This is a genomic window from Pseudosulfitobacter koreensis, assembly GCF_024733015.1.
GTDB lineage: Bacteria > Pseudomonadota > Alphaproteobacteria > Rhodobacterales > Rhodobacteraceae > Pseudosulfitobacter > Pseudosulfitobacter koreensis.
Genome location: NZ_JANKJG010000017.1, coordinates 12969 through 30240, shown reverse-complemented (window position 1 = coordinate 30240; position 17272 = coordinate 12969). Strand labels below are relative to the sequence as shown.

The window sequence follows — 17272 nt, the reverse complement described above, 5'->3', positions numbered from 1 at the left end:
ATTACTTTTGCGCAACTTTCAGGTCTTCGATCAGATTGTTCAATACCAGAAAGCTGCCAATCGTGTCGCAACCGGGCACTGCAAGGGTCAGATCACGGCTGACGACGCTGCCATCGCGCACTTCCAGCGACTGTGCCTCGATGTCCAGACCGCAATTGAACAGGCTGACCTCGGCCTCGACGCTCAGATCGACGACGCCCTGGTGACGCGATGCGCCGGACGGATAGGTGTAGATGTCGGCCATCATCGCGTCGGGCGCGGTCTCGTCGCCCAGACGGATCAGGAAACCGCCCTCGCCGCTGATTGCCTGCACCGGATCGCCGGGCGCACCGGCCCAGATGTCGCGCTGGCTGCCATACAGTGCTCCGAACTCGCGGGCATGAACCTCGAAACCGGCGGCACCTGACCATTGCAGACCAACACGGTCGAACCCGTCCAATCCCGGCACATCGGTCTGTGCCACGGCCCCGTCGCCGTTGGCGAAGGCCACGACGATCACCGCAGGATCAACAAGCGCAGGCATGGCAAGGTCAAGATTGCCCTCAGCATCGGTGGTTTCGGTCACTTTCAGACCGCTGTGATGCACCGTCAGGCGTTCGTTGGGAAAGCAGGGTGCCGCGACAACCAGATCGACCAGTCCGAGGCCCGAAGGCGTGGCCGCAACCGTCACACCACAGGACCGGCCCGGCACTGCATCGCCGGTGTCCGGCGCGTCAAGCGCCGTGGTCGTGGTCGTGTTCGGGGTCGAGGCGACGTCGGCTTGCCCGTCCAGCGCGGATGTCAGCGTGATATCGTGCACGTCCAGAACCGGCCCATCCTGCGCTGCGCGTTGAGGAACACCGGGCACCGATGTCCCAGCAGCCTTGGCCGCGCCATAGCGCTCATTGGCGGTATCGCCGCTTTGCATGATGAAACCGATACTGGCCGCACAAACCAGGGTGCCGCCCGCCGTCACGATCTTCTTGAGATAGGCCATTGATCTTTTCCCTCATATCTTTGGGTTCAGATCGCATATGGCAGGCAAACCGGGCCGAGTTGTGGCCCGGCTGCGGAGTCATTGCGGCGCCAATGTGACGCGCGCAATGTGGTGTGTGTCAGTCGAGACGCCCGTGGCAGTGCTTGAACTTCTTGCCCGAACCGCAGGGGCAGGGCTCGTTCCGGCCAGGATTGCCCCAGGTCGTCGGGTCGTTTTCGTCAAAGCCATCGGCAACCGCTTCGGCAGAGGGGGCGGGCGTCTGCGCGTCCTGTGCCTGCTGGGCGGCCTTTTGCAATTCAGCCTGTTGTGCGGCGGCCTGCGCCAGCATCTCGGCCCGCTCTTCTTCCGACATCGGACGAATCTGCGCCAGCTTCTGGGTCACATCCTCGCGCAGGCTGTCCAGCATCACCTCGAACAGCTGGAATGCCTCGTTCTTGTATTCGTTCAGCGGATCGCGCTGCGCATAGCCGCGGAAACCCACGACTGACCGCAGGTGATCCAGTGTCAGCAGGTGTTCCCGCCATTTGCCGTCGATGGCCTGCAACAGGATCTGCTTTTCGATCATGCGCATGTTCTCGGGCCCAAACTGTTCAAGCTTTTGCGCCATCAGCTTGTCGGTGGCCTCGATCAGACGTTCGCGCACCTGTTCGTCGTCCACGCCGTCTTCGTCGGCCCAGGCCTTGACCGGCACATCGACGCCAAGGGTTTCGGTCACGGCGGTATGGAGCCCTTCGGTGTCCCATTGGTCAGCATAGGTGCCCTGCGGCATGTACTGGTCGATCAGATCGTCGATCACCTGCTCGCGCATGTCCGACGTGATCTCGGACAGGTCTTCGGCCTCCATGATGTCGCGGCGCTGGCTAAAGACCACCTTGCGCTGGTCGTTCATGACGTCGTCGAATTTCAGCAACTGCTTGCGCATGTCAAAGTTGCGGCCTTCGACCTTCGCCTGTGCGCGTTCCAGCGATTTGTTCACCCAGGGGTGGATGATCGCTTCGCCCTCTTCCATGCCTAGGGTTTTCAGAACCTTGTCCAGGCGGTCAGAGCCGAAGATGCGCATCAGGTCATCTTCGAGCGACAGATAGAACGACGTGCGTCCCGGATCACCCTGACGGCCCGAACGGCCACGCAGCTGGTTGTCGATGCGTCGGCTTTCGTGACGTTCGGACGCCAGAACGAACAGACCGCCCGCCTCGAGTACTTTCTGCTTTTCCTCTTCATGCTCGGCCTCGATCCGTGCGCGGATGGCGTCAGGATCTGCATCTGGGTCGGCGGTCAGCGCCTCAAGAACTTTCAGATCTACGTTCCCACCCAGCTGAATGTCGGTGCCCCGTCCGGCCATGTTGGTGGCGATGGTCACCGCACCGAACTTGCCCGCATCGGCGATAATCTGCGCTTCCTGTTCGTGCTGACGCGCGTTCAGGACGTTATGCGTGATGCCCTTTTCCTTGAGCATCGCGCTGAACATCTCGGACTTGTCGATGGACGTGGTCCCGACCAGCACGGGCTGGCCTTTCTCGTGGGCCTTCTTGATCTCTTCGATCATCGCCACGTATTTCTCGGTGCCGGTGCGGTACACCCTGTCGTCCTGATCGACACGCGCAATCGGGCGGTTGGTCGGGATTTCGATCACGCCCAGACCGTAGATTTCCATGAATTCGTCGGCTTCGGTCAGGGCGGTGCCGGTCATGCCCGCCAACTTGTTGTAAAGCCGGAAATAGTTCTGAAAGGTCACGCTCGCCAGCGTCACGTTCTCGGGCTGGATCTTCACGCCTTCCTTGGCTTCGATGGCCTGGTGCAGACCTTCGGACAGACGACGGCCCGCCATCATGCGGCCGGTGAATTCGTCGATCAGCACGACCTCGTCGTCGCGGACAATATAGTCCTTGTCCTTGGTGAACAGCTTGTGCGCCCGCAGACCCTGGTTGACGTGGTGCACGATGGACGTGCTTTCGGGATCATAGAGGGTCATGCCCTCTTCGATCAGACCGCGCGCGCGCAACTGCTCTTCGAGAAACTCGTTGCCCTCTTCGGTGAACGACACGTTGCGGGTCTTTTCGTCGACGGTAAAATGCGTCTCGTCCAGCGACGGGATAACCGCGTCGATGGTCTGGTACAGCTCGGACCGGTCGTCCAGCGGACCCGAGATGATCAGCGGCGTGCGCGCCTCGTCGATCAGGATACTGTCGACTTCGTCCACGATCGCAAAGTTGTGACCGCGCTGAACCATCTGGTTCAGTTCGCTCTTCATGTTGTCGCGCAGATAGTCGAACCCAAGCTCGTTGTTGGTGGCATAAGTGACGTCGCTGGCATAGGCCGCGCGCTTGTTGTCCTCTCCCATACCGCTCCAGGCGACACCGGTGGTCAGGCCAAGCTGCGCGAACACCTTGCCCATCCATTCGGCGTCCCGTTTGGCCAGATATTCGTTGACAGTCACGACGTGCACGCCCTTGCCGGTCAGCGCGTTCAGATAGGCGGCGAACGAGGCAGTCAGGGTCTTGCCCTCGCCGGTCTTTTGCTCGGCTATGTTGCCGCGGTGCAGGAAGATCGCGCCCATCAGCTGCGTGTCGAACGCCCGCAACCCCAAGGCACGGCGCGCCGCTTCGCGACAGTTGGCAAAGGCCGCGGGCAGCAGATCGTCCAGGCTCTCGCCCTCCAGCGCGCGCTTGGCCAGCGCCTCTGTCTTGTCCTTCAAACCCTCGTCGCTCAGCGCCTCGAACTCGGGCTCCAGCGCGTTGATCTGCTCGACCAGCGGTCGCACCGATTTGATCAGTCGGTCGTTGGGGGTCCCAAAGACTTTTTTGGCGAGTGTTCCGATACCGAGCATGCGTTCTCCAGCCGATCTTGTGTCAGGTTGCGCAGCATCTGCTTGTCGGCGCCACGTGCAGCCCATAGATACAGGGTCAAGCCGATCCTGGCCGCGCCCATAGGGCGATGTAAGGGTCACATGAAACCGTGTCAATGTCGCGTCCGGCCACGAGGGGTCGTCCAGAGCGCGGCAGCAACTGAACAGGACCATTCCATGCTGAAACGCTTTGCCATTCTGCCCGCCGTCGCGGTCGCCCTCACCCTTTCGCAGCCGCTGCACGCGCAGGAAGAAACTCCTGAACTCTCCACCGTGGTGGCCACCGTCGATGGTGTCGACATCACGCTGGGTCACATGCTGGTCGCCAAGCTGACGCTGCCCGAACAATACCAGCAGCTGCCCGACGAAGTGCTGTTTCCCGGCATCCTCGACCAGCTTGTCCAGCAGACTGCCCTGCAGCAAAGCTTTGACGGCGATGTGCCGAACCGCGTTGAATTGTCATTGGAAAACGAACGTCGCTCTCTGATCGCGGGTGAAGCCATCGAGAATATTCTGGCCTCTGCAGTTACGGAAGACGCGGTTCAAGCCGCCTATGACGCGACCTACGCCAACGCTGAGCCGACGACCGAATACAACGCCAGCCACATTCTGGTCGAGACCCAGGAAGAGGCCCAGGCCATCGTCGAGGAAGTCAAAGGCGGCGCTGATTTCGCAGCCACCGCGCGCGAAAAATCCACCGGCCCATCAGGCCCCGGCGGCGGTTCGCTTGGTTGGTTCGGCGCAGGTGCCATGGTCCCCGAATTTGAAACTGCCGTCGCGGCAATGGAAGCAGGCGAGGTGTCCGACCCGGTCCAGACACAGTTCGGCTGGCACGTGATCAAGCTGAACGAGGTCCGCAACGCCGAAGCGCCCGCGCTGGAAGAGGTCCGCGCCGATCTTGAGCAGCAGGTACGCTCGGAAGCCGTGACCGCCGCCGTCGATGCTTTGGTGGCCGACGCCGAAGTTGACCGTTCGGGCGCGGACGGCATTGATCCTTCGGTTCTCAGCACTTTGACACTGGGCGAATAAACATGGCTGGCAAAATCGCACTTTCCCCGCTGGCGCCTGAACGCTTTCCCGATCTGCCGGTGGTAGACGGTGTGACTTTTGCCACTGTTGCGGCCGGCGTCAGGTACGCCGGGCGCACCGACCTGATGCTGGCCAAACTGGTGCCGGGCACCGCGATTGCGGGTGTGTTCACACGCTCGTCCACGCGGTCGGCCCCAGTGTTGGATTGCCAGAACAAGGTCGGGCTTGAACCTTACAGCGGTGCCGCGATCCTCGTGAACTCGGGCAATGCCAATGCGTTCACCGGCAAACACGGCGTCGAATCCGTGGCGGCCATCGCCGAGGCTGTTGCGACCACCTGCGGCGTCCCACCCGAGCGTGTCTTTACCTCGTCCACCGGGGTTATCGGAGAGCCGTTGCCGCATGACCGCGTGATCGCCAAGCTGGCCGAACTGGACGCAGCACAGGACGCAGGCGGCATCGCCGACGCGGCCCGTGCCATCATGACCACGGACACCTACCCCAAGGGCGCGGTGCAAACCGTCGAGGTCGGCGGGCAGACCGTGACCATCGCGGGCATCGCCAAGGGGTCGGGCATGATCGCGCCCGACATGGCGACTATGCTGGTCTATATCTTCACCGACGCCAAGATCGCGCAGGACAACCTGCAGGCCATCGTCTCCAGCGCTGCCGACTACACGTTCAACTGCATCACGGTGGACAGCGACACCTCGACCTCGGACAGCCTGCTGATGGCTGCAACGGGTGCCTCCGGTGTGGATGTGACCGGCGATTCGACCTTTGCAGACGCCGTCCACACCCTGATGCAGGATCTGGCGTTTCAGGTCGTGCGCGACGGCGAAGGTGCGACCAAGTTCGTCGAGATCACCGTAAGCGGCGCCGACACAGCCGTGAACGCCAAGATCCACGCGATGGCGATTGCAAACTCTCCGTTGGTGAAAACCGCGATTGCAGGTCAGGACCCGAACTGGGGCCGTGTCGTCATGGCAATCGGCAAATCCGGCGCCCCGGCAGACCGCGATCTGCTCAGCATCCGCTTTGGCGATGTGGTCGTGGCGGAAAACGGTTGGGTCAGCCCGTCCTATTCCGAAGCCGATGCAGCCGCGCATATGAAGGGCGAAGAGATCAACATATCCGTCGATCTGGGGCTGGGAGAGGCCGTAGCGACCGTCTGGACCTGCGATCTGACCCACGCCTATATCGACATCAACGCCGACTACCGTTCCTAAGATGAAGGTCGTACTGGTCTCTGCCGTCGCGCTGATCGACGTGGACGGGCGTGTGCTGCTGGCACAACGTCCCGAGGGCAAGTCGATGGCAGGACTGTGGGAGCTTCCCGGCGGCAAGGTCGAAGCCGGTGAGACCCCCGAGGCGGCGCTGATCCGCGAACTGAATGAAGAACTCGGGATCGAAACCTGGCAAAGCTGTCTTGCCCCGCTCACCTTCGCCAGCCACAGCTATGACGATTTCCATCTGTTGATGCCGCTCTTTGCCTGCCGCAGATGGGGCGGCACGCCGATGTCGAAAGAGAACCAGGCGCTGAAATGGGTCAGGCCGAATGACCTGAAATCCTATCCCATGCCCGCCGCGGACGTGCCGTTGATCCCGATTCTGCGGGACTGGCTGTAACAAGCTCGTGCGGTTATCGCGGTTTTCGGGATAATCACCTTTTTGTTAATGTATTTTAAATTTTTAATGACATAATTTGTTTTTTGCCTCTTTATGAAGCTACGAGCGTATTTGGGGAGAGAGAAATATGCTAAAAACAATCTTGTTGGGCAGTTGCGTCTTCGTTCAGGGTACATTCGTGCGCATGTTGCCGGATGGCCGCATGAGCGTGAATGTCGATGGTCGAATTTTTTCGGGCGCTCCGGTTAACGCCGCCGCCTGAAAAGTAACTCACGGAAAATAAAAAGGGACGGATCCTCGCGGCTCCGTCCCTTTTTTTGACTGTCGAATAGGTTGTGGTGGATCACGCGAGGGTACGCGTGACCTCCTCGCGTTCGAAGATCTCGATCACATCGCCTTCGCGAATGTCGTCATAGTGGTCGAACGCCATGCCGCACTCTTGCCCGGACTGCACTTCGGAGACTTCATCCTTGAAGCGCTTGAGCGTTTTCAGCGTGCCCTCGTGAACCACGACGTTGTCGCGCAGCAGACGCACACCGGCGCTGCGGCGTGCGACGCCTTCGGTGACCAGACAGCCCGCGACCTTGCCGATGCCCGTGACCTTGAAGACTTCCTTGATGTTGGCGTAGCCAATGAAGTTTTCCTTGATTTCGTTGCTCAGCAGACCGGATGCGGCTGCCTTCACGTCGTCCACCAGGTCGTAGATCACCGAATAATACCGGATCTCAACGCCCTTCTGGTTGGCGGTGTTACGTGCAGACGCGTTGGCCCGCACGTTGAAGCCCATGATAGGCGCGCCCGATGCTTCGGCCAGACCCACGTCGGTTTCGGTAATGGCACCGACACCCGAGTGCAGCACGCGCACGCGCACCTCGTCGTTGCCGATCTTCTCCATCGCCTGAACGATTGCCTCTGCCGAACCCTGAACGTCTGCCTTGACCAGAATTGGCAGTTCGCTGACGTTCTCGTTTTCCTTGGCGTTCGCCATCAGCTGTTCCAGCGTCGTGGCGGCACCGGCAGCGGCACGTTTGTCTTTGGCTGCCTTCGAGCGGTATTCAGCGATTTCACGCGCCTGCGCTTCGGTCGATGTCACGTTCAGAACGTCGCCCGCTTCGGGCGTGCCGTTCAGGCCCAGAACCTCGACGGGAACCGATGGACCGGCTTCCTTGATCCGCTCGCCCTTGTCGTTGATCAGCGCACGGACCTTGCCGTACTGCTCGCCCACAACAAAAATGTCGCCCTGACGCAATGTGCCGTTCTGGATCAGAACCGTGGCGACGGGGCCACGGCCCACGTCCAGCTGCGCCTCGATCACGGCACCTTGGGCGGCGCGATTGGGGTTGGCTTTCAGTTCCAGCAGTTCCGACTGCAGCGCGATGGCCTCCAGCAGATCGTCCAGACCGTCGCCGTTGATGGCCGAGACCTCAACGTCCTGCACTTCGCCCGACATCTTCTCGACGATGACTTCGTGCTGCAGCAGATCTGTCCGCACCTTGTCGGGGTTCGCACCAGGCTTGTCGATCTTGTTGATCGCGACGATCATCGGAACCTTCGCGGCCTTGGCGTGGTTGATCGCCTCGACCGTCTGCGGCATCACGGCGTCATCCGCCGCAACCACCAGAACCACGATATCCGTGACCTGAGCGCCGCGCGAACGCATCGACGTGAACGCCGCGTGGCCCGGCGTGTCGAGGAACGACAGCACGGCACCGGTGTCGGTCACGACCTGATAGGCCCCGATGTGCTGGGTGATGCCACCGGCTTCGCCCGCGACGACCTTGGCGTTGCGGATCGCATCCAGCAAAGACGTCTTGCCGTGGTCGACGTGGCCCATGATCGTAATGACCGGAGGACGCGGTTGCAGATCCTCGGCCTTGTCTTGCACCTCGTTGATCACCTGTTCGACGTCTGCGTCGGACACGCGGTTCACGGTGTGGCCGAACTCTTCGATGATCAGCTCGGCAGTGTCGGCGTCGATGGTCTGGTTCTGCGTGACCATCATGCCCATTTGCATCAGCGATTTGACGACATCGCCCACACGCTCGGCCATACGGTTGGCCAGCTCGGACACGACAATCGCCTCGGGCAGGTTGACGGTGCGCGTGACCTTTTCACGCTCGACCGATCCACCCATCGCTTTTTGACGCGCGCGCTCTTGCTTGCGCTTCATCGCGGCCATCGAACGCTGACGGCCACCTTCGCCACCGGACAGAGCCTGGTTCAGCGTCAGCTTGCCGGACCGGCGACCATCATCTGCACCCTTGGTGCGGGTTGTACGCTGATCGGCATCGCGGTCTTTCTTGCGGGCTGTCGCGTCCTGCGCCGCGGGGCGCGAAGAGGGCGCGGCACGCTGCGGCTGTTCCGTCGCGGCAGGAGCAGGCGCGGCAGCTGCCTGTGCGGCAGCTTCGGCTTCGCGCTTCTTGCGTTCTTCCTCTTCGGCCTTCGCCTTGAGGCTTTCCTCGCGGTCGCGCTCTTCCTGTTCTTTCGCTTCCTGCTCGGCGCGGCGGCGCTCGCGGTCTTCGGCGCGTGCTTTTTCTTCCGCTTCGCGTGCGGCGGCCTCTTCGACCTCGCGCGACCGTGCAGCCTGAACGGCCTTCAGGCGACGTTCCATTTCCGCATCGGTGATCCCGGCAGGGCGTTTGGCCGGATCACCCAGCGATGGGTTGCCGGAGCCGCCTTTGGCCGCACCTGTCTTGGGCACCACAACGCGCTTGCGTTTGGTTTCGACGACGACGTTCTTGGTCCGCCCGTGGCTGAAACTCTGTTTCACGTTCCCCGGACGCGCGCCACCGCGCAGTCCCAATGTCTTCTTACCGTCTGTATCGCTCATCTAGCTCGTCTATCCTTCCAGATGGCCCCTGCCATCTATGCATTTGGGCGCAAACCCTTCAGCCTTCGGGCTTCCTCTACAACACGTTGCGTGAGTCCACCAGAGGCGAGCGCCCCATGTATCACAGTTTGACGTCCGAATGCCAAACCCAATTCATCCGCGCTGAGCCAGCCAATATAGCTGCCATAGTGCGGCGTGCTCAATTTCGTCTTGCCGCGGGCCGATCCGTCCACAGCCTGGATCAGGACCTCGGCCTCTTCGGTCTGAAGCCAGGTCTTGACCTTTTCATAGCCCGCCACGGCGCGGCCGGACTTGCGCGACAGCGCGATCAGGTCGACGACACGGCGCGCAAGCTGGCGTTCCACCTCGTCCACCAGATCCTCGGGCACCGTGACCTGCATCTTCGCACCGCGCGAAAACAGCTTCTTGGTCACGGCCTTCTCAATCGCCTCGCGGTCTGCCGCGACATAAATGCCGCGACCGGGCAATTTTCCCGCGATATCCGGGAAAATCTGCGCATCCGGTCCCACCACAAAGCGAACCAGCCCGTATTTCGGCTGGACCTCGCCCGTGGCAATGCACTTGCGTTCAGGACCGTCTTCGCGGTCTTTGGTGGCGCCACCGCGTCCCATCAGCTCTTCCCGAGGCCCGCGATCAGGCCTCGGCCTCCTCGGTTTCGCCGTCTTCGTCGTCCAGATCTTCTTCGCCTGCGTCCAGCTCGGTGGGATCGACCCAGCCCAGCAGGACACGCGCGGTCATGATCATGGTCTGCGCTTCTTCCAGGCTGATATCGAAAGGCTCCAGAACGCCATCGTCCTTCACACGCTCGCCGTTCACCGTGGTCCAGCCACCAGCCAGTTCCCAGTCAGCGCAGGTTGCAAAGTCTTCCAGCGTCTTTACGTCATCCTTGGCCAGTGCCTCGATCATTTGGGGTGTCAGGCCCTCAAATTCAACCAGGCTGTCCTCGACACCCAACTCGCGGGCCGCGGCCAGCGCCGCCTTGTTCTGCTCGGCCAGCACATCCTGGGCACGCGCCTGAAGCTCGTTCGCAGTATCCGAATCGACCCCGTCGATGACAAGCAGTTCATCCTGCTCGACATAGGCGACCTCTTCGAGGCTGGTGAACCCTTCGGCCACCAGAAGCTGGGCAAAGAACTCGTCCAGATCCAGCGTGTCCATGAACAGCTTGGTGCGCAGCTCGAACTCGGCCTGACGACGCGCCGATTCTTCGGCTTCGGTCATGATGTCGATGTCCAGACCCGTCAGCTGCGACGCCAGACGCACGTTCTGACCGCGACGGCCAATGGCCAGCGACAGCTGCTCTTCGGGCACCACGACTTCGATCTTGCCGGCTTCTTCGTCCAGAACCACCTTGGTCACCTCGGCGGGCTGCAGCGCGTTCACCAGGAACGTCGGCTGATCGTCGTTCCACGGGATGATGTCGATCTTTTCACCCTGCAGTTCGTTCACGACGGCCTGAACCCGGCTGCCGCGCATACCAACGCAGGCACCGACCGGGTCGATCGAACTGTCATAGCTGATCACCGCGATCTTGGCGCGCGAACCGGGGTCACGGGCCACGGCCTTGATCTCGATGATGCCGTCATAGATTTCGGGCACTTCCATCTTGAACAGCTCGGCCATGAATTCGGGCGCCGTGCGCGACAGGAAGATCTGCGGTCCGCGCTGTTCGCGGCGCACGTCCTTGATGTAGACGCGGATACGGTCGTTCGGGCGATAGCTTTCGCGGCCGATCTTCTCGTTGCGGCGCAGGATCGCTTCGCCGGCACCCACGTCGACGATGACGTTGCCGTATTCCTCGCGCTTGACCAGACCGTTGATGATCGTGCCCGCGCGGTCCTTGAATTCTTCGTACTGACGGTCACGCTCGGCTTCGCGGACCTTTTGCAGAATCACCTGCTTGGCCGACTGCGCGGCGATCCGGCCCATTTCCACGGGCGGCACTTCTTCGACCAGCGTGTCACCGATGGTGGGCTCGGCCATGTACTGCTTGGCCTGCTCGACGGTGAACTCGGACTGATAGTTTTCCATATCCTCATCCGCGACAACTGTGCGCACGCGGGTAAAGGTCGCGCGACCTGTCTTGCGGTCGATCGAAACACGAATGTCCATTTCCGCGCCGTAACGGCTCTTGGCGGCACGGGCGAGCGACTCTTCCATCGCTTCGATGACCAGACCAGGGTCGATCATCTTTTCGCGGGCAACAGCCTCGGCGGTTTGCAACAGCTCAAGCTGGTTTGCAGATGTAATAGCCATCAGTCATTCTCCTCATCGGACCCTTCGGTCTCAATATCGTCATATGCGTCTTCGTTCAGAACGCCCGCCTTTTTGCGTTGGCGCAGCATTTCCTTGATCAGGTCGTCGGTCAGCACCAATTTGGCGTCGCTGAGCCATTCGAATTTCAGACCGATCGTGCCTTCTTCGATGTTGATCAGCACCTCGTCGTCCTCGACGCCTGCCAACTCGCCCTTGAAGCGGCGGCGCCCGTCGATCAACTCGTCGGTTTCCAGCTTCGCCTCGTAGCCTTCGAAGGTCGCGAAATCCTTAAGACGGGTCAGCGGACGGTCGATGCCGGGGCTGGAAACCTCCAGCGTATATGTGTCCAGAATAGGGTCTTCGACGTCCAGCGTGGCGCTGACGGCGGTCGAGATTTCGGCCAGATCATCCACCTCGATCCCGCCTTCGGGACGTTCGGCCATGATCTGCAGAATCGATTCCTTGCCGCTCATCAGGCGGACGCGCACCAGTTCGAACCCGAGATCCTCGATCACCGGAGTGATGATCTCGGCCATGCGGCGGTCGATGGCGGCTTTGGCTATCAGGTCGTTTACGGTCACGGGTCAGGTCCAGGCAGATATAATAAGACACAAAAAAACGGGCGCGCGGCCCGTTGCTCTTTCTCGGTGGAGCGTCGGGTTTGGACCCCAGCGCGCCGCTGTTGAAGGCCATATACGCCGAGCGGCCTGCAACTGCAAGCCCCCTTGGCCTACACCCGCCACCAGCGTTCGGCCATCCGCAGGTCGTCCAGCGCATGCCGTGTGCCGATTTCCGCCGGAACGCCGATGTTGCGGTGCACGATCTGCTGACAGCGCGCGGCGTCGGGCAGGTACATGAACGCGCGGTCACCCGTCAGCGCATCGGCACCGGTCACGTCTGCGGCGTCAACAAGACCAGCGCGCAAAGCCTCGGCGCGGACCTCTTGCGCGGGGATCGACACGAACTCGACGCTGTCGAACCATCCCGCGCGGTCGCTCTTGTAATGATCGGCGACCCGCGCGCCGATGAACTGCCGACCGGCATCGAATTTCTGCACGCGGTACAATCCGGTGCCCACGCCCTGCGCCCGCGCTTGCGGGTCCGCTGGACGGATCAGCGCACCGGACAAGGCATAGGGCAGATCGGCCTGCGCATGGGTCAGTCGCACCACCACACGCGACGGGCCATCGGCCACCGCGCTGCCGTCGATCACGTCGGACAGGCTTGCCACGACATCCTGCGCACGCAGCGGGCTGCCATCGTGAAACGCCACGCCACTGCGCAGATCGAACGCCCACGTTCGCCCGCCGTCCGTACCAGACCACGCCGTGGACAAGGCACCTCGAAGACTGCCATCAGCAGCCACTTCGGTCAGTGCCTCGAACACCGTGTGCTGGGCTGCCATCATGAACAGGCCTCCTGGCGCAAGATCCCAGCCATCGTCTCGCGATGCACCCGACAGGGCCGCCCGCAGACGCCCGCCGGACCGTGGCGCAATCTGCGCCTGCACACCCGTCGCCGCCAGCAACGCGGCAGCAGCACCCGAGGCGAACAAGGCACGGCGATCCATCCGTTTCATTAGATCTGCTCCGTCTGGCCGATGCGGTCCATCGTGCGCACCAGCTCCGAACTGATCCCCGGCTCGGACAACGCATGGCCCGCATTGCGCACCAGCTTAAGCGTGCCCCTCGGCCACTTCTGCACGATCGCATAGGCGCTTTCGGGCGGGCAGATCATGTCATAGCGCCCTTGCACAATGGTGCCGGGGATATCCGCCAGACGGTCCATGTGCGCCAATATCTGCCCGTCGAACTCAAGAAAGCCGCCGTTGATGAAATAGTGATTCTCCAACCGCGAAAACGCCCGCGCATATTCACCCGGAGCCTCGCCGCCCGCACCATTGCTGTGGATCGACGCCAGCGCATTTTCCCACGACGCCCAGGCGCGTCCGTATTTGGTTTCCTCCATCCGGTCGCCGCTGAACAGCCGCCTATGATAGGCCGCCACCAGATTGCCGCGCTCGTCTTCGGGAATGGGAGCGATAAACCGCGCCCAGACTTCGGGCCAGAACTTGCCCGCGCCGCCTGCATAGAACCAGTCGATCTCGGCCTGGGTCATGGTGAACACGCCGCGCAACACCAATTCGCGCACGCGGTCGGGGTGGGTCTGCGCATAGATCAGCGCCAGCGTCGCCCCCCAGCTTCCGCCAAAGGCGATCCAGCGGTCGATGCCCAGCGCCTCGCGGATCATCTCGATGTCGCGCACCAGGTGCCATGTCGTGTTGTTCTCGATCACCGCATAGGGGCGCGACCGCCCGCAGCCACGCTGATCGAACAGCACCACGCGAAACACCGCCGGGTCGAAATACCGCCGCATCGCGGGGCTGCACCCGCCACCGGGGCCACCATGCAGTACCACGACCGGAATCCCAGAGGGGTTCCCGCATTGCTCGACATAGATCTTGTGCCCGTCGCCCACATCCATCATCCGCTGATCGAACGGATCGACCGGCGGGTAAAGAAACTGAACTGCGCGCTTTTGATCCGGGTACTTGTCCATGACCGTCCTATATAGGGTGCAAGGAACAATTGAGCATATGGAGAGCAGAATGCAAGCGCATCACGGCACCGTAGATCCCTCAGAGGTCGCCAAATTCGAGGCTATGGCCGAAGAATGGTGGGACCCCACGGGCAAATTCAAACCGCTTCACATGCTGAACCCCTGCCGTCTTGACTATATCACAACGCAGATCGCCGCCGAATTTGACCGCGATCTCAAGGCACCCGACGCTTTTGCCGGTCTGCGCATCCTCGACATCGGCTGTGGCGGCGGGTTGCTGGCCGAGCCTATGGCGCGACTGGGCGCTGATGTGGTGGGCGCAGATGCCGCAGCGCGTAACATTCCCGTGGCACAGGTTCACGCGCAGCAATCGGGGCTGGACATCGACTATCGCCACACCACCGCCGAGGATATGGCGGCGGCGGGCGAACAGTTCGACGCGGTGCTGAACATGGAGGTGGTCGAACACGTATCCGACCCGCTGGCCTATTTGACCGCCTGCCGCGCGCTGTTGAAACCCGGCGGGCTGCACATCTGCTCGACGCTTAACCGAAATCCGAAATCCTTTGCCATGGCCATCATCGGGGCCGAGCACATCATGCGTTGGCTGCCAAAGGGCACGCACCAATGGTCCAAGTTCATCACGCCGGACGAGTTGTTCGATCTGCTGACCCGCGCGGGGCTCGACCCCGTAGACCGGCAGGGTTTTGTGTTCAATCCGCTGACATGGTCGTGGCGCCTGTCGGACCGTGACCTCAGCGTGAACTACGTCACCGCCAGCCTCAAACCGCGCCTGCCGCTTTAAGGCTTGTCGGTCAACTGATTGCGCAACTCGCGCAGCGTCGGGATGGCGGCGCGCACCTGCTCTTCGCCGACCTTGTCGACCAGGTCGCGAAACAGCGGTGCAATCGCGGAAACAGCAGCCTCGCGCGCCTGCGCGCCTGCGGGACTTATCGCGACCAGCTTGCGGCGCGCATCGTCCCAATCGGGGCGGATGTGAACATATCCCTGCCATTGCAGCTTCCGCAGCGTGTTGGTCATCGCCCCACGCGTCACGTTGAACGTCTCGGCCAATTGCGCTGGCGTGCGTTCGCCGTGGTGCCAGGCCAGACTGTTCAGAACCGAGAAATGCGAGATTTCCATGCCTTTGGGCAGCACCCGTCCCAGACGGTTGCGTACGGTCTGATCAGCGGCCAAAACCTCGCTGAACAGCGCGATTGCCAATGCGTCCTTGTCCTGCGTCATGCGCTCTCTAGGTTCACGGTCCATCAAAATCGCGGGCGTTTTCCAGTGCCGGAATACGGCGCCGGGCGTTCGCGACCCTGTCAATATCCAGATCGAACACCGAAAATCCGGTCTCCGTCCCTGCGTCCACTAATACATCGCCCCAAGGGTCCACCACAAGAGAATGCCCGTAAGTGCTGCGCGGCTTCCCCTCCGTCGCGTCATGTGTGCCGGTCTGTGCCGGTGCCAGAACCCAGGCACCGCTTTCGATCGCGCGCGCCCGCAGCAGGCTGTGCCAATGGGCTGCACCGGTGACGGGCGAGAATGCCGACGGATATACCAGCACCTGCGCACCCGCCTGCACCAGCGCCCGCGACAGATGGCCAAAGCGCATATCGTAACAGGTCGCCATGCCCAGCCGGAATGCGGGCAGGTCCGCCACCACCGCACGTCTACCTGGCCGGTAGCCCGCAGATTCGCGATAGCTTTCGCCCTGCCCGATTTCCACGTCGAACATATGTATCTTGTCGTATCGCGCCTGAATGCCGCCATCGGGTGCGATCAGGAACTGCCGGTTGGCAAAGCGTCCGTCGGGATCGTCGGTCTTGACCGCAAGCGATCCGATCAGCAGCCAGATGCCCTGTGCCGCAGCCTCCGCGCGCAGCCCAGCCAGCGTGATATCCGACGCTTCGTCCTGCAGCACCTCGCGCTGGCGGTCACGGCTGGTCGAGATGCAGTTCGTCACCTCCGGTGTCAGCACGAACTGCGCACCCTCCGCCACGGCGGCGCGCAGCAGCGCCGTGGTTTCGACCAAATTGGCGACAGGATCGTCGCTGACGTTCAGTTGCAGCAGCGCGGCCTTCATCAGGCGGCCAGCAGCTCGTCCAGCTTGCCCTGACGCTCAAGCGCATAAAGCTCGTCGCAGCCGCCCACATGATCTTCGCCGACAAAGATCTGCGGCACGGTGCGGCTGCCATTGGCGCGCTTGATCATCTCGGTCTTCAAGTCTGGGTTGGCCATCACGTCGAACTCTTCGAAATCGACGCCCTTCTGGTTCAGCAACTGTTTGGCACGGTGGCAAAAGCCGCAGATCGGCGTGGTGTAGATAGCAACAGGTTTCATGTCAGTGTCCTCGGTATGGGGTCATTTCCCCAATATCTAGGTCTCTTTGGTCACCCGCGCCAGTGCCACCACGCAAACCCGACCTGCGCCCGCCGCACGCAGCGTGCGCGTCGCCTCGGCCAGGGTCGCACCGGATGTCATCACATCATCGACCAGCAGCACCGACCGACCGGCGGCAATCCGATGCGCGCGTTTGGTATTGATCGCAAGCGCACCGTCCAGCGTGGTCAGCCGCTGGGTGCGGTCCATCCCCTCAAGACTGCGGGTGCGGCGAATGCGCAGCAGCAGGTCGGGACAACTGGGCAGGTCCAGCCGGTTGGCCATCGCACGGGCCAGCAGCGCCGACTGATTATAGCGCCGTTTGAGCATCCGCGTCCAATGCAGCGGTACAGGAACAACCAGCATGCCCGGCGTTACGATATCGCGCACCGCACGGGCCATCCACCCCGAGGCAGGCTCGGCCACCTCTTGTTTGTCCGCATGTTTCAGCCCCAGGATCAGCGACCGGGCCCGGTCGCGATACACCAGCGCCGCGCGCCCCTGATCCCAGGGCGGCGGATCGCGCAGGCAGCTGTCGCAATGCGCCTTGTCCACACCAGTTTGTCCCGGCAAAGGGCCACCGCACGAATCGCAAATGGCCCCCCCGACAAAGGGCGTGTCGCGCCAGCATGTTCCGCACAGGCCAAAGTCATCGTCGACCACGGTGCCGCACCCCAGACAGCGTGCGGGATAGATCAGGGAAAGGGCCGTTTGTAACCGCGTCGCAACCATTCTATCTAAG

General features: G+C 62.0%; 15 protein-coding genes and 1 pseudogene. 4 read left to right on the top strand and 12 right to left on the bottom strand.

Translation table 11 applies throughout. The features are described 5' to 3' along the window. Nucleotide 1: 1 nt before the first annotated feature. Both NTA49_RS16715 and secA read right to left on the bottom strand, forming a co-directional pair. Entirely contained in the window at nucleotides 2-976 is a 975-nt protein-coding gene (locus tag NTA49_RS16715; protein ID WP_258295952.1) for a hypothetical protein, read from the bottom strand. 118 nt (nucleotides 977-1094) lie between these two features. Continuing rightward, nucleotides 1095-3803, bottom strand: a complete 2709-nt coding sequence (secA, locus tag NTA49_RS16710; protein WP_258295951.1) for a preprotein translocase subunit SecA — start codon at nucleotides 3801-3803, stop codon at nucleotides 1095-1097. Nucleotides 3804-3998: 195 nt separating this feature from the next. On the opposite strand from secA, the gene NTA49_RS16705 reads away from it, so the two are divergent. The 3 genes from NTA49_RS16705 to NTA49_RS16695 are packed head-to-tail and all read left to right on the top strand — an operon-like array spanning nucleotide 3999 to nucleotide 6479. After that, complete coding sequence (locus tag NTA49_RS16705; RefSeq protein WP_258295949.1) at nucleotides 3999-4850, top strand: peptidylprolyl isomerase; 852 nt, start codon at nucleotides 3999-4001, stop codon at nucleotides 4848-4850. Nucleotides 4851-4852: 2 nt separating this feature from the next. Continuing rightward, nucleotides 4853-6079, top strand: a complete 1227-nt coding sequence (argJ, locus tag NTA49_RS16700) for a bifunctional glutamate N-acetyltransferase/amino-acid acetyltransferase ArgJ (protein ID WP_258295948.1) — start codon at nucleotides 4853-4855, stop codon at nucleotides 6077-6079. Nucleotide 6080: 1 nt separating this feature from the next. Continuing rightward, nucleotides 6081-6479: a (deoxy)nucleoside triphosphate pyrophosphohydrolase gene (locus tag NTA49_RS16695; RefSeq protein WP_258295947.1), complete on the top strand. Its 399-nt coding sequence runs from the start codon at nucleotides 6081-6083 to the stop codon at nucleotides 6477-6479. A 343-nt stretch (nucleotides 6480-6822) separates the two neighbouring features. Here NTA49_RS16695 and infB read toward each other — a convergent pair whose 3' ends face one another. From infB to pip, 6 genes and pseudogenes are all read right to left on the bottom strand, one after another. Next, a complete protein-coding gene (gene infB / locus NTA49_RS16690; RefSeq protein ID WP_258295946.1) occupies nucleotides 6823-9309 on the bottom strand; it encodes a translation initiation factor IF-2 in 2487 nt (828 codons plus the stop codon). A 9-nt stretch (nucleotides 9310-9318) separates the two neighbouring features. Continuing rightward, nucleotides 9319-9941 (bottom strand): annotated as a pseudogene (locus NTA49_RS16685) (RNA-binding protein). Nucleotides 9942-9963: 22 nt separating this feature from the next. Further along, the gene (nusA, locus tag NTA49_RS16680) at nucleotides 9964-11586 is read right to left on the bottom strand and encodes a transcription termination factor NusA (protein ID WP_258295944.1); all 1623 of its coding nucleotides are present in this window, start codon (nucleotides 11584-11586) and stop codon (nucleotides 9964-9966) included. Next, the gene (rimP, locus tag NTA49_RS16675) at nucleotides 11586-12122 is read right to left on the bottom strand and encodes a ribosome maturation factor RimP (RefSeq protein ID WP_261368386.1); all 537 of its coding nucleotides are present in this window, start codon (nucleotides 12120-12122) and stop codon (nucleotides 11586-11588) included. The genes nusA and rimP overlap by 1 nt, the downstream gene beginning before the upstream one ends. Nucleotides 12123-12316: 194 nt before the next feature. Then, the gene (locus NTA49_RS16670; protein ID WP_258295942.1) at nucleotides 12317-13165 is read right to left on the bottom strand and encodes an ABC transporter substrate-binding protein; all 849 of its coding nucleotides are present in this window, start codon (nucleotides 13163-13165) and stop codon (nucleotides 12317-12319) included. Continuing rightward, nucleotides 13165-14145, bottom strand: a complete 981-nt coding sequence (gene pip, locus NTA49_RS16665) for a prolyl aminopeptidase (protein WP_258295941.1) — start codon at nucleotides 14143-14145, stop codon at nucleotides 13165-13167. Before pip ends, NTA49_RS16670 begins: the two co-directional genes overlap by 1 nt. Nucleotides 14146-14194: 49 nt before the next feature. Here pip and ubiG point away from each other — a divergent pair, with 49 nt between their 5' ends. Then, nucleotides 14195-14950 carry a bifunctional 2-polyprenyl-6-hydroxyphenol methylase/3-demethylubiquinol 3-O-methyltransferase UbiG gene (gene ubiG, locus NTA49_RS16660; protein WP_258295940.1) on the top strand — a complete coding sequence of 252 codons (756 nt, stop codon included), beginning with the start codon at nucleotides 14195-14197 and terminating at the stop codon, nucleotides 14948-14950. On the opposite strand, the gene NTA49_RS16655 is transcribed toward ubiG, so the two are convergent. From NTA49_RS16655 to NTA49_RS16640, 4 genes are read right to left on the bottom strand one after another with little or no spacing between them, the layout of a single operon-like run. Continuing rightward, nucleotides 14947-15390: a MarR family winged helix-turn-helix transcriptional regulator gene (locus tag NTA49_RS16655; protein WP_258295939.1), complete on the bottom strand. Its 444-nt coding sequence runs from the start codon at nucleotides 15388-15390 to the stop codon at nucleotides 14947-14949. The two genes, ubiG and NTA49_RS16655, sit on opposite strands and share 4 nt — an antisense overlap. 13 nt (nucleotides 15391-15403) lie before the next feature. Then, on the bottom strand, nucleotides 15404-16234 hold the full coding sequence (locus NTA49_RS16650; RefSeq protein WP_258295938.1) for a carbon-nitrogen hydrolase family protein: 831 nt from the start codon (nucleotides 16232-16234) through the stop codon (nucleotides 15404-15406). Further along, the gene (gene grxC, locus NTA49_RS16645; RefSeq protein ID WP_258295937.1) at nucleotides 16234-16491 is read right to left on the bottom strand and encodes a glutaredoxin 3; all 258 of its coding nucleotides are present in this window, start codon (nucleotides 16489-16491) and stop codon (nucleotides 16234-16236) included. The genes NTA49_RS16650 and grxC overlap by 1 nt, the downstream gene beginning before the upstream one ends. Nucleotides 16492-16527: 36 nt before the next feature. Beyond that, the gene (locus NTA49_RS16640) at nucleotides 16528-17262 is read right to left on the bottom strand and encodes a ComF family protein (RefSeq protein ID WP_258295936.1); all 735 of its coding nucleotides are present in this window, start codon (nucleotides 17260-17262) and stop codon (nucleotides 16528-16530) included. Nucleotides 17263-17272: the final 10 nt, after the last annotated feature.

Excerpts from the sequence above, each read along its gene's own strand:
- NTA49_RS16715 (WP_258295952.1), bottom strand. The coding sequence starts at position 976 with ATGGCCTATCTCAAGAAGATCGTGACGGCGGGCGGCACCCTGGTTTGT.
- secA (WP_258295951.1), bottom strand. The coding sequence starts at position 3,803 with ATGCTCGGTATCGGAACACTCGCCAAAAAAGTCTTTGGGACCCCCAAC.
- NTA49_RS16705 (WP_258295949.1), top strand. The coding sequence starts at position 3,999 with ATGCTGAAACGCTTTGCCATTCTGCCCGCCGTCGCGGTCGCCCTCACC.
- argJ (WP_258295948.1), top strand. The coding sequence starts at position 4,853 with ATGGCTGGCAAAATCGCACTTTCCCCGCTGGCGCCTGAACGCTTTCCC.
- NTA49_RS16695 (WP_258295947.1), top strand. The coding sequence starts at position 6,081 with ATGAAGGTCGTACTGGTCTCTGCCGTCGCGCTGATCGACGTGGACGGG.
- infB (WP_258295946.1), bottom strand. The coding sequence starts at position 9,309 with ATGAGCGATACAGACGGTAAGAAGACATTGGGACTGCGCGGTGGCGCG.
- nusA (WP_258295944.1), bottom strand. The coding sequence starts at position 11,586 with ATGGCTATTACATCTGCAAACCAGCTTGAGCTGTTGCAAACCGCCGAG.
- rimP (WP_261368386.1), bottom strand. The coding sequence starts at position 12,122 with ATGGCCGAGATCATCACTCCGGTGATCGAGGATCTCGGGTTCGAACTG.
- NTA49_RS16670 (WP_258295942.1), bottom strand. The coding sequence starts at position 13,165 with ATGAAACGGATGGATCGCCGTGCCTTGTTCGCCTCGGGTGCTGCTGCC.
- pip (WP_258295941.1), bottom strand. The coding sequence starts at position 14,145 with ATGGACAAGTACCCGGATCAAAAGCGCGCAGTTCAGTTTCTTTACCCG.
- ubiG (WP_258295940.1), top strand. The coding sequence starts at position 14,195 with ATGCAAGCGCATCACGGCACCGTAGATCCCTCAGAGGTCGCCAAATTC.
- NTA49_RS16655 (WP_258295939.1), bottom strand. The coding sequence starts at position 15,390 with ATGACGCAGGACAAGGACGCATTGGCAATCGCGCTGTTCAGCGAGGTT.
- NTA49_RS16650 (WP_258295938.1), bottom strand. The coding sequence starts at position 16,234 with ATGAAGGCCGCGCTGCTGCAACTGAACGTCAGCGACGATCCTGTCGCC.
- grxC (WP_258295937.1), bottom strand. The coding sequence starts at position 16,491 with ATGAAACCTGTTGCTATCTACACCACGCCGATCTGCGGCTTTTGCCAC.
- NTA49_RS16640 (WP_258295936.1), bottom strand. The coding sequence starts at position 17,262 with ATGGTTGCGACGCGGTTACAAACGGCCCTTTCCCTGATCTATCCCGCA.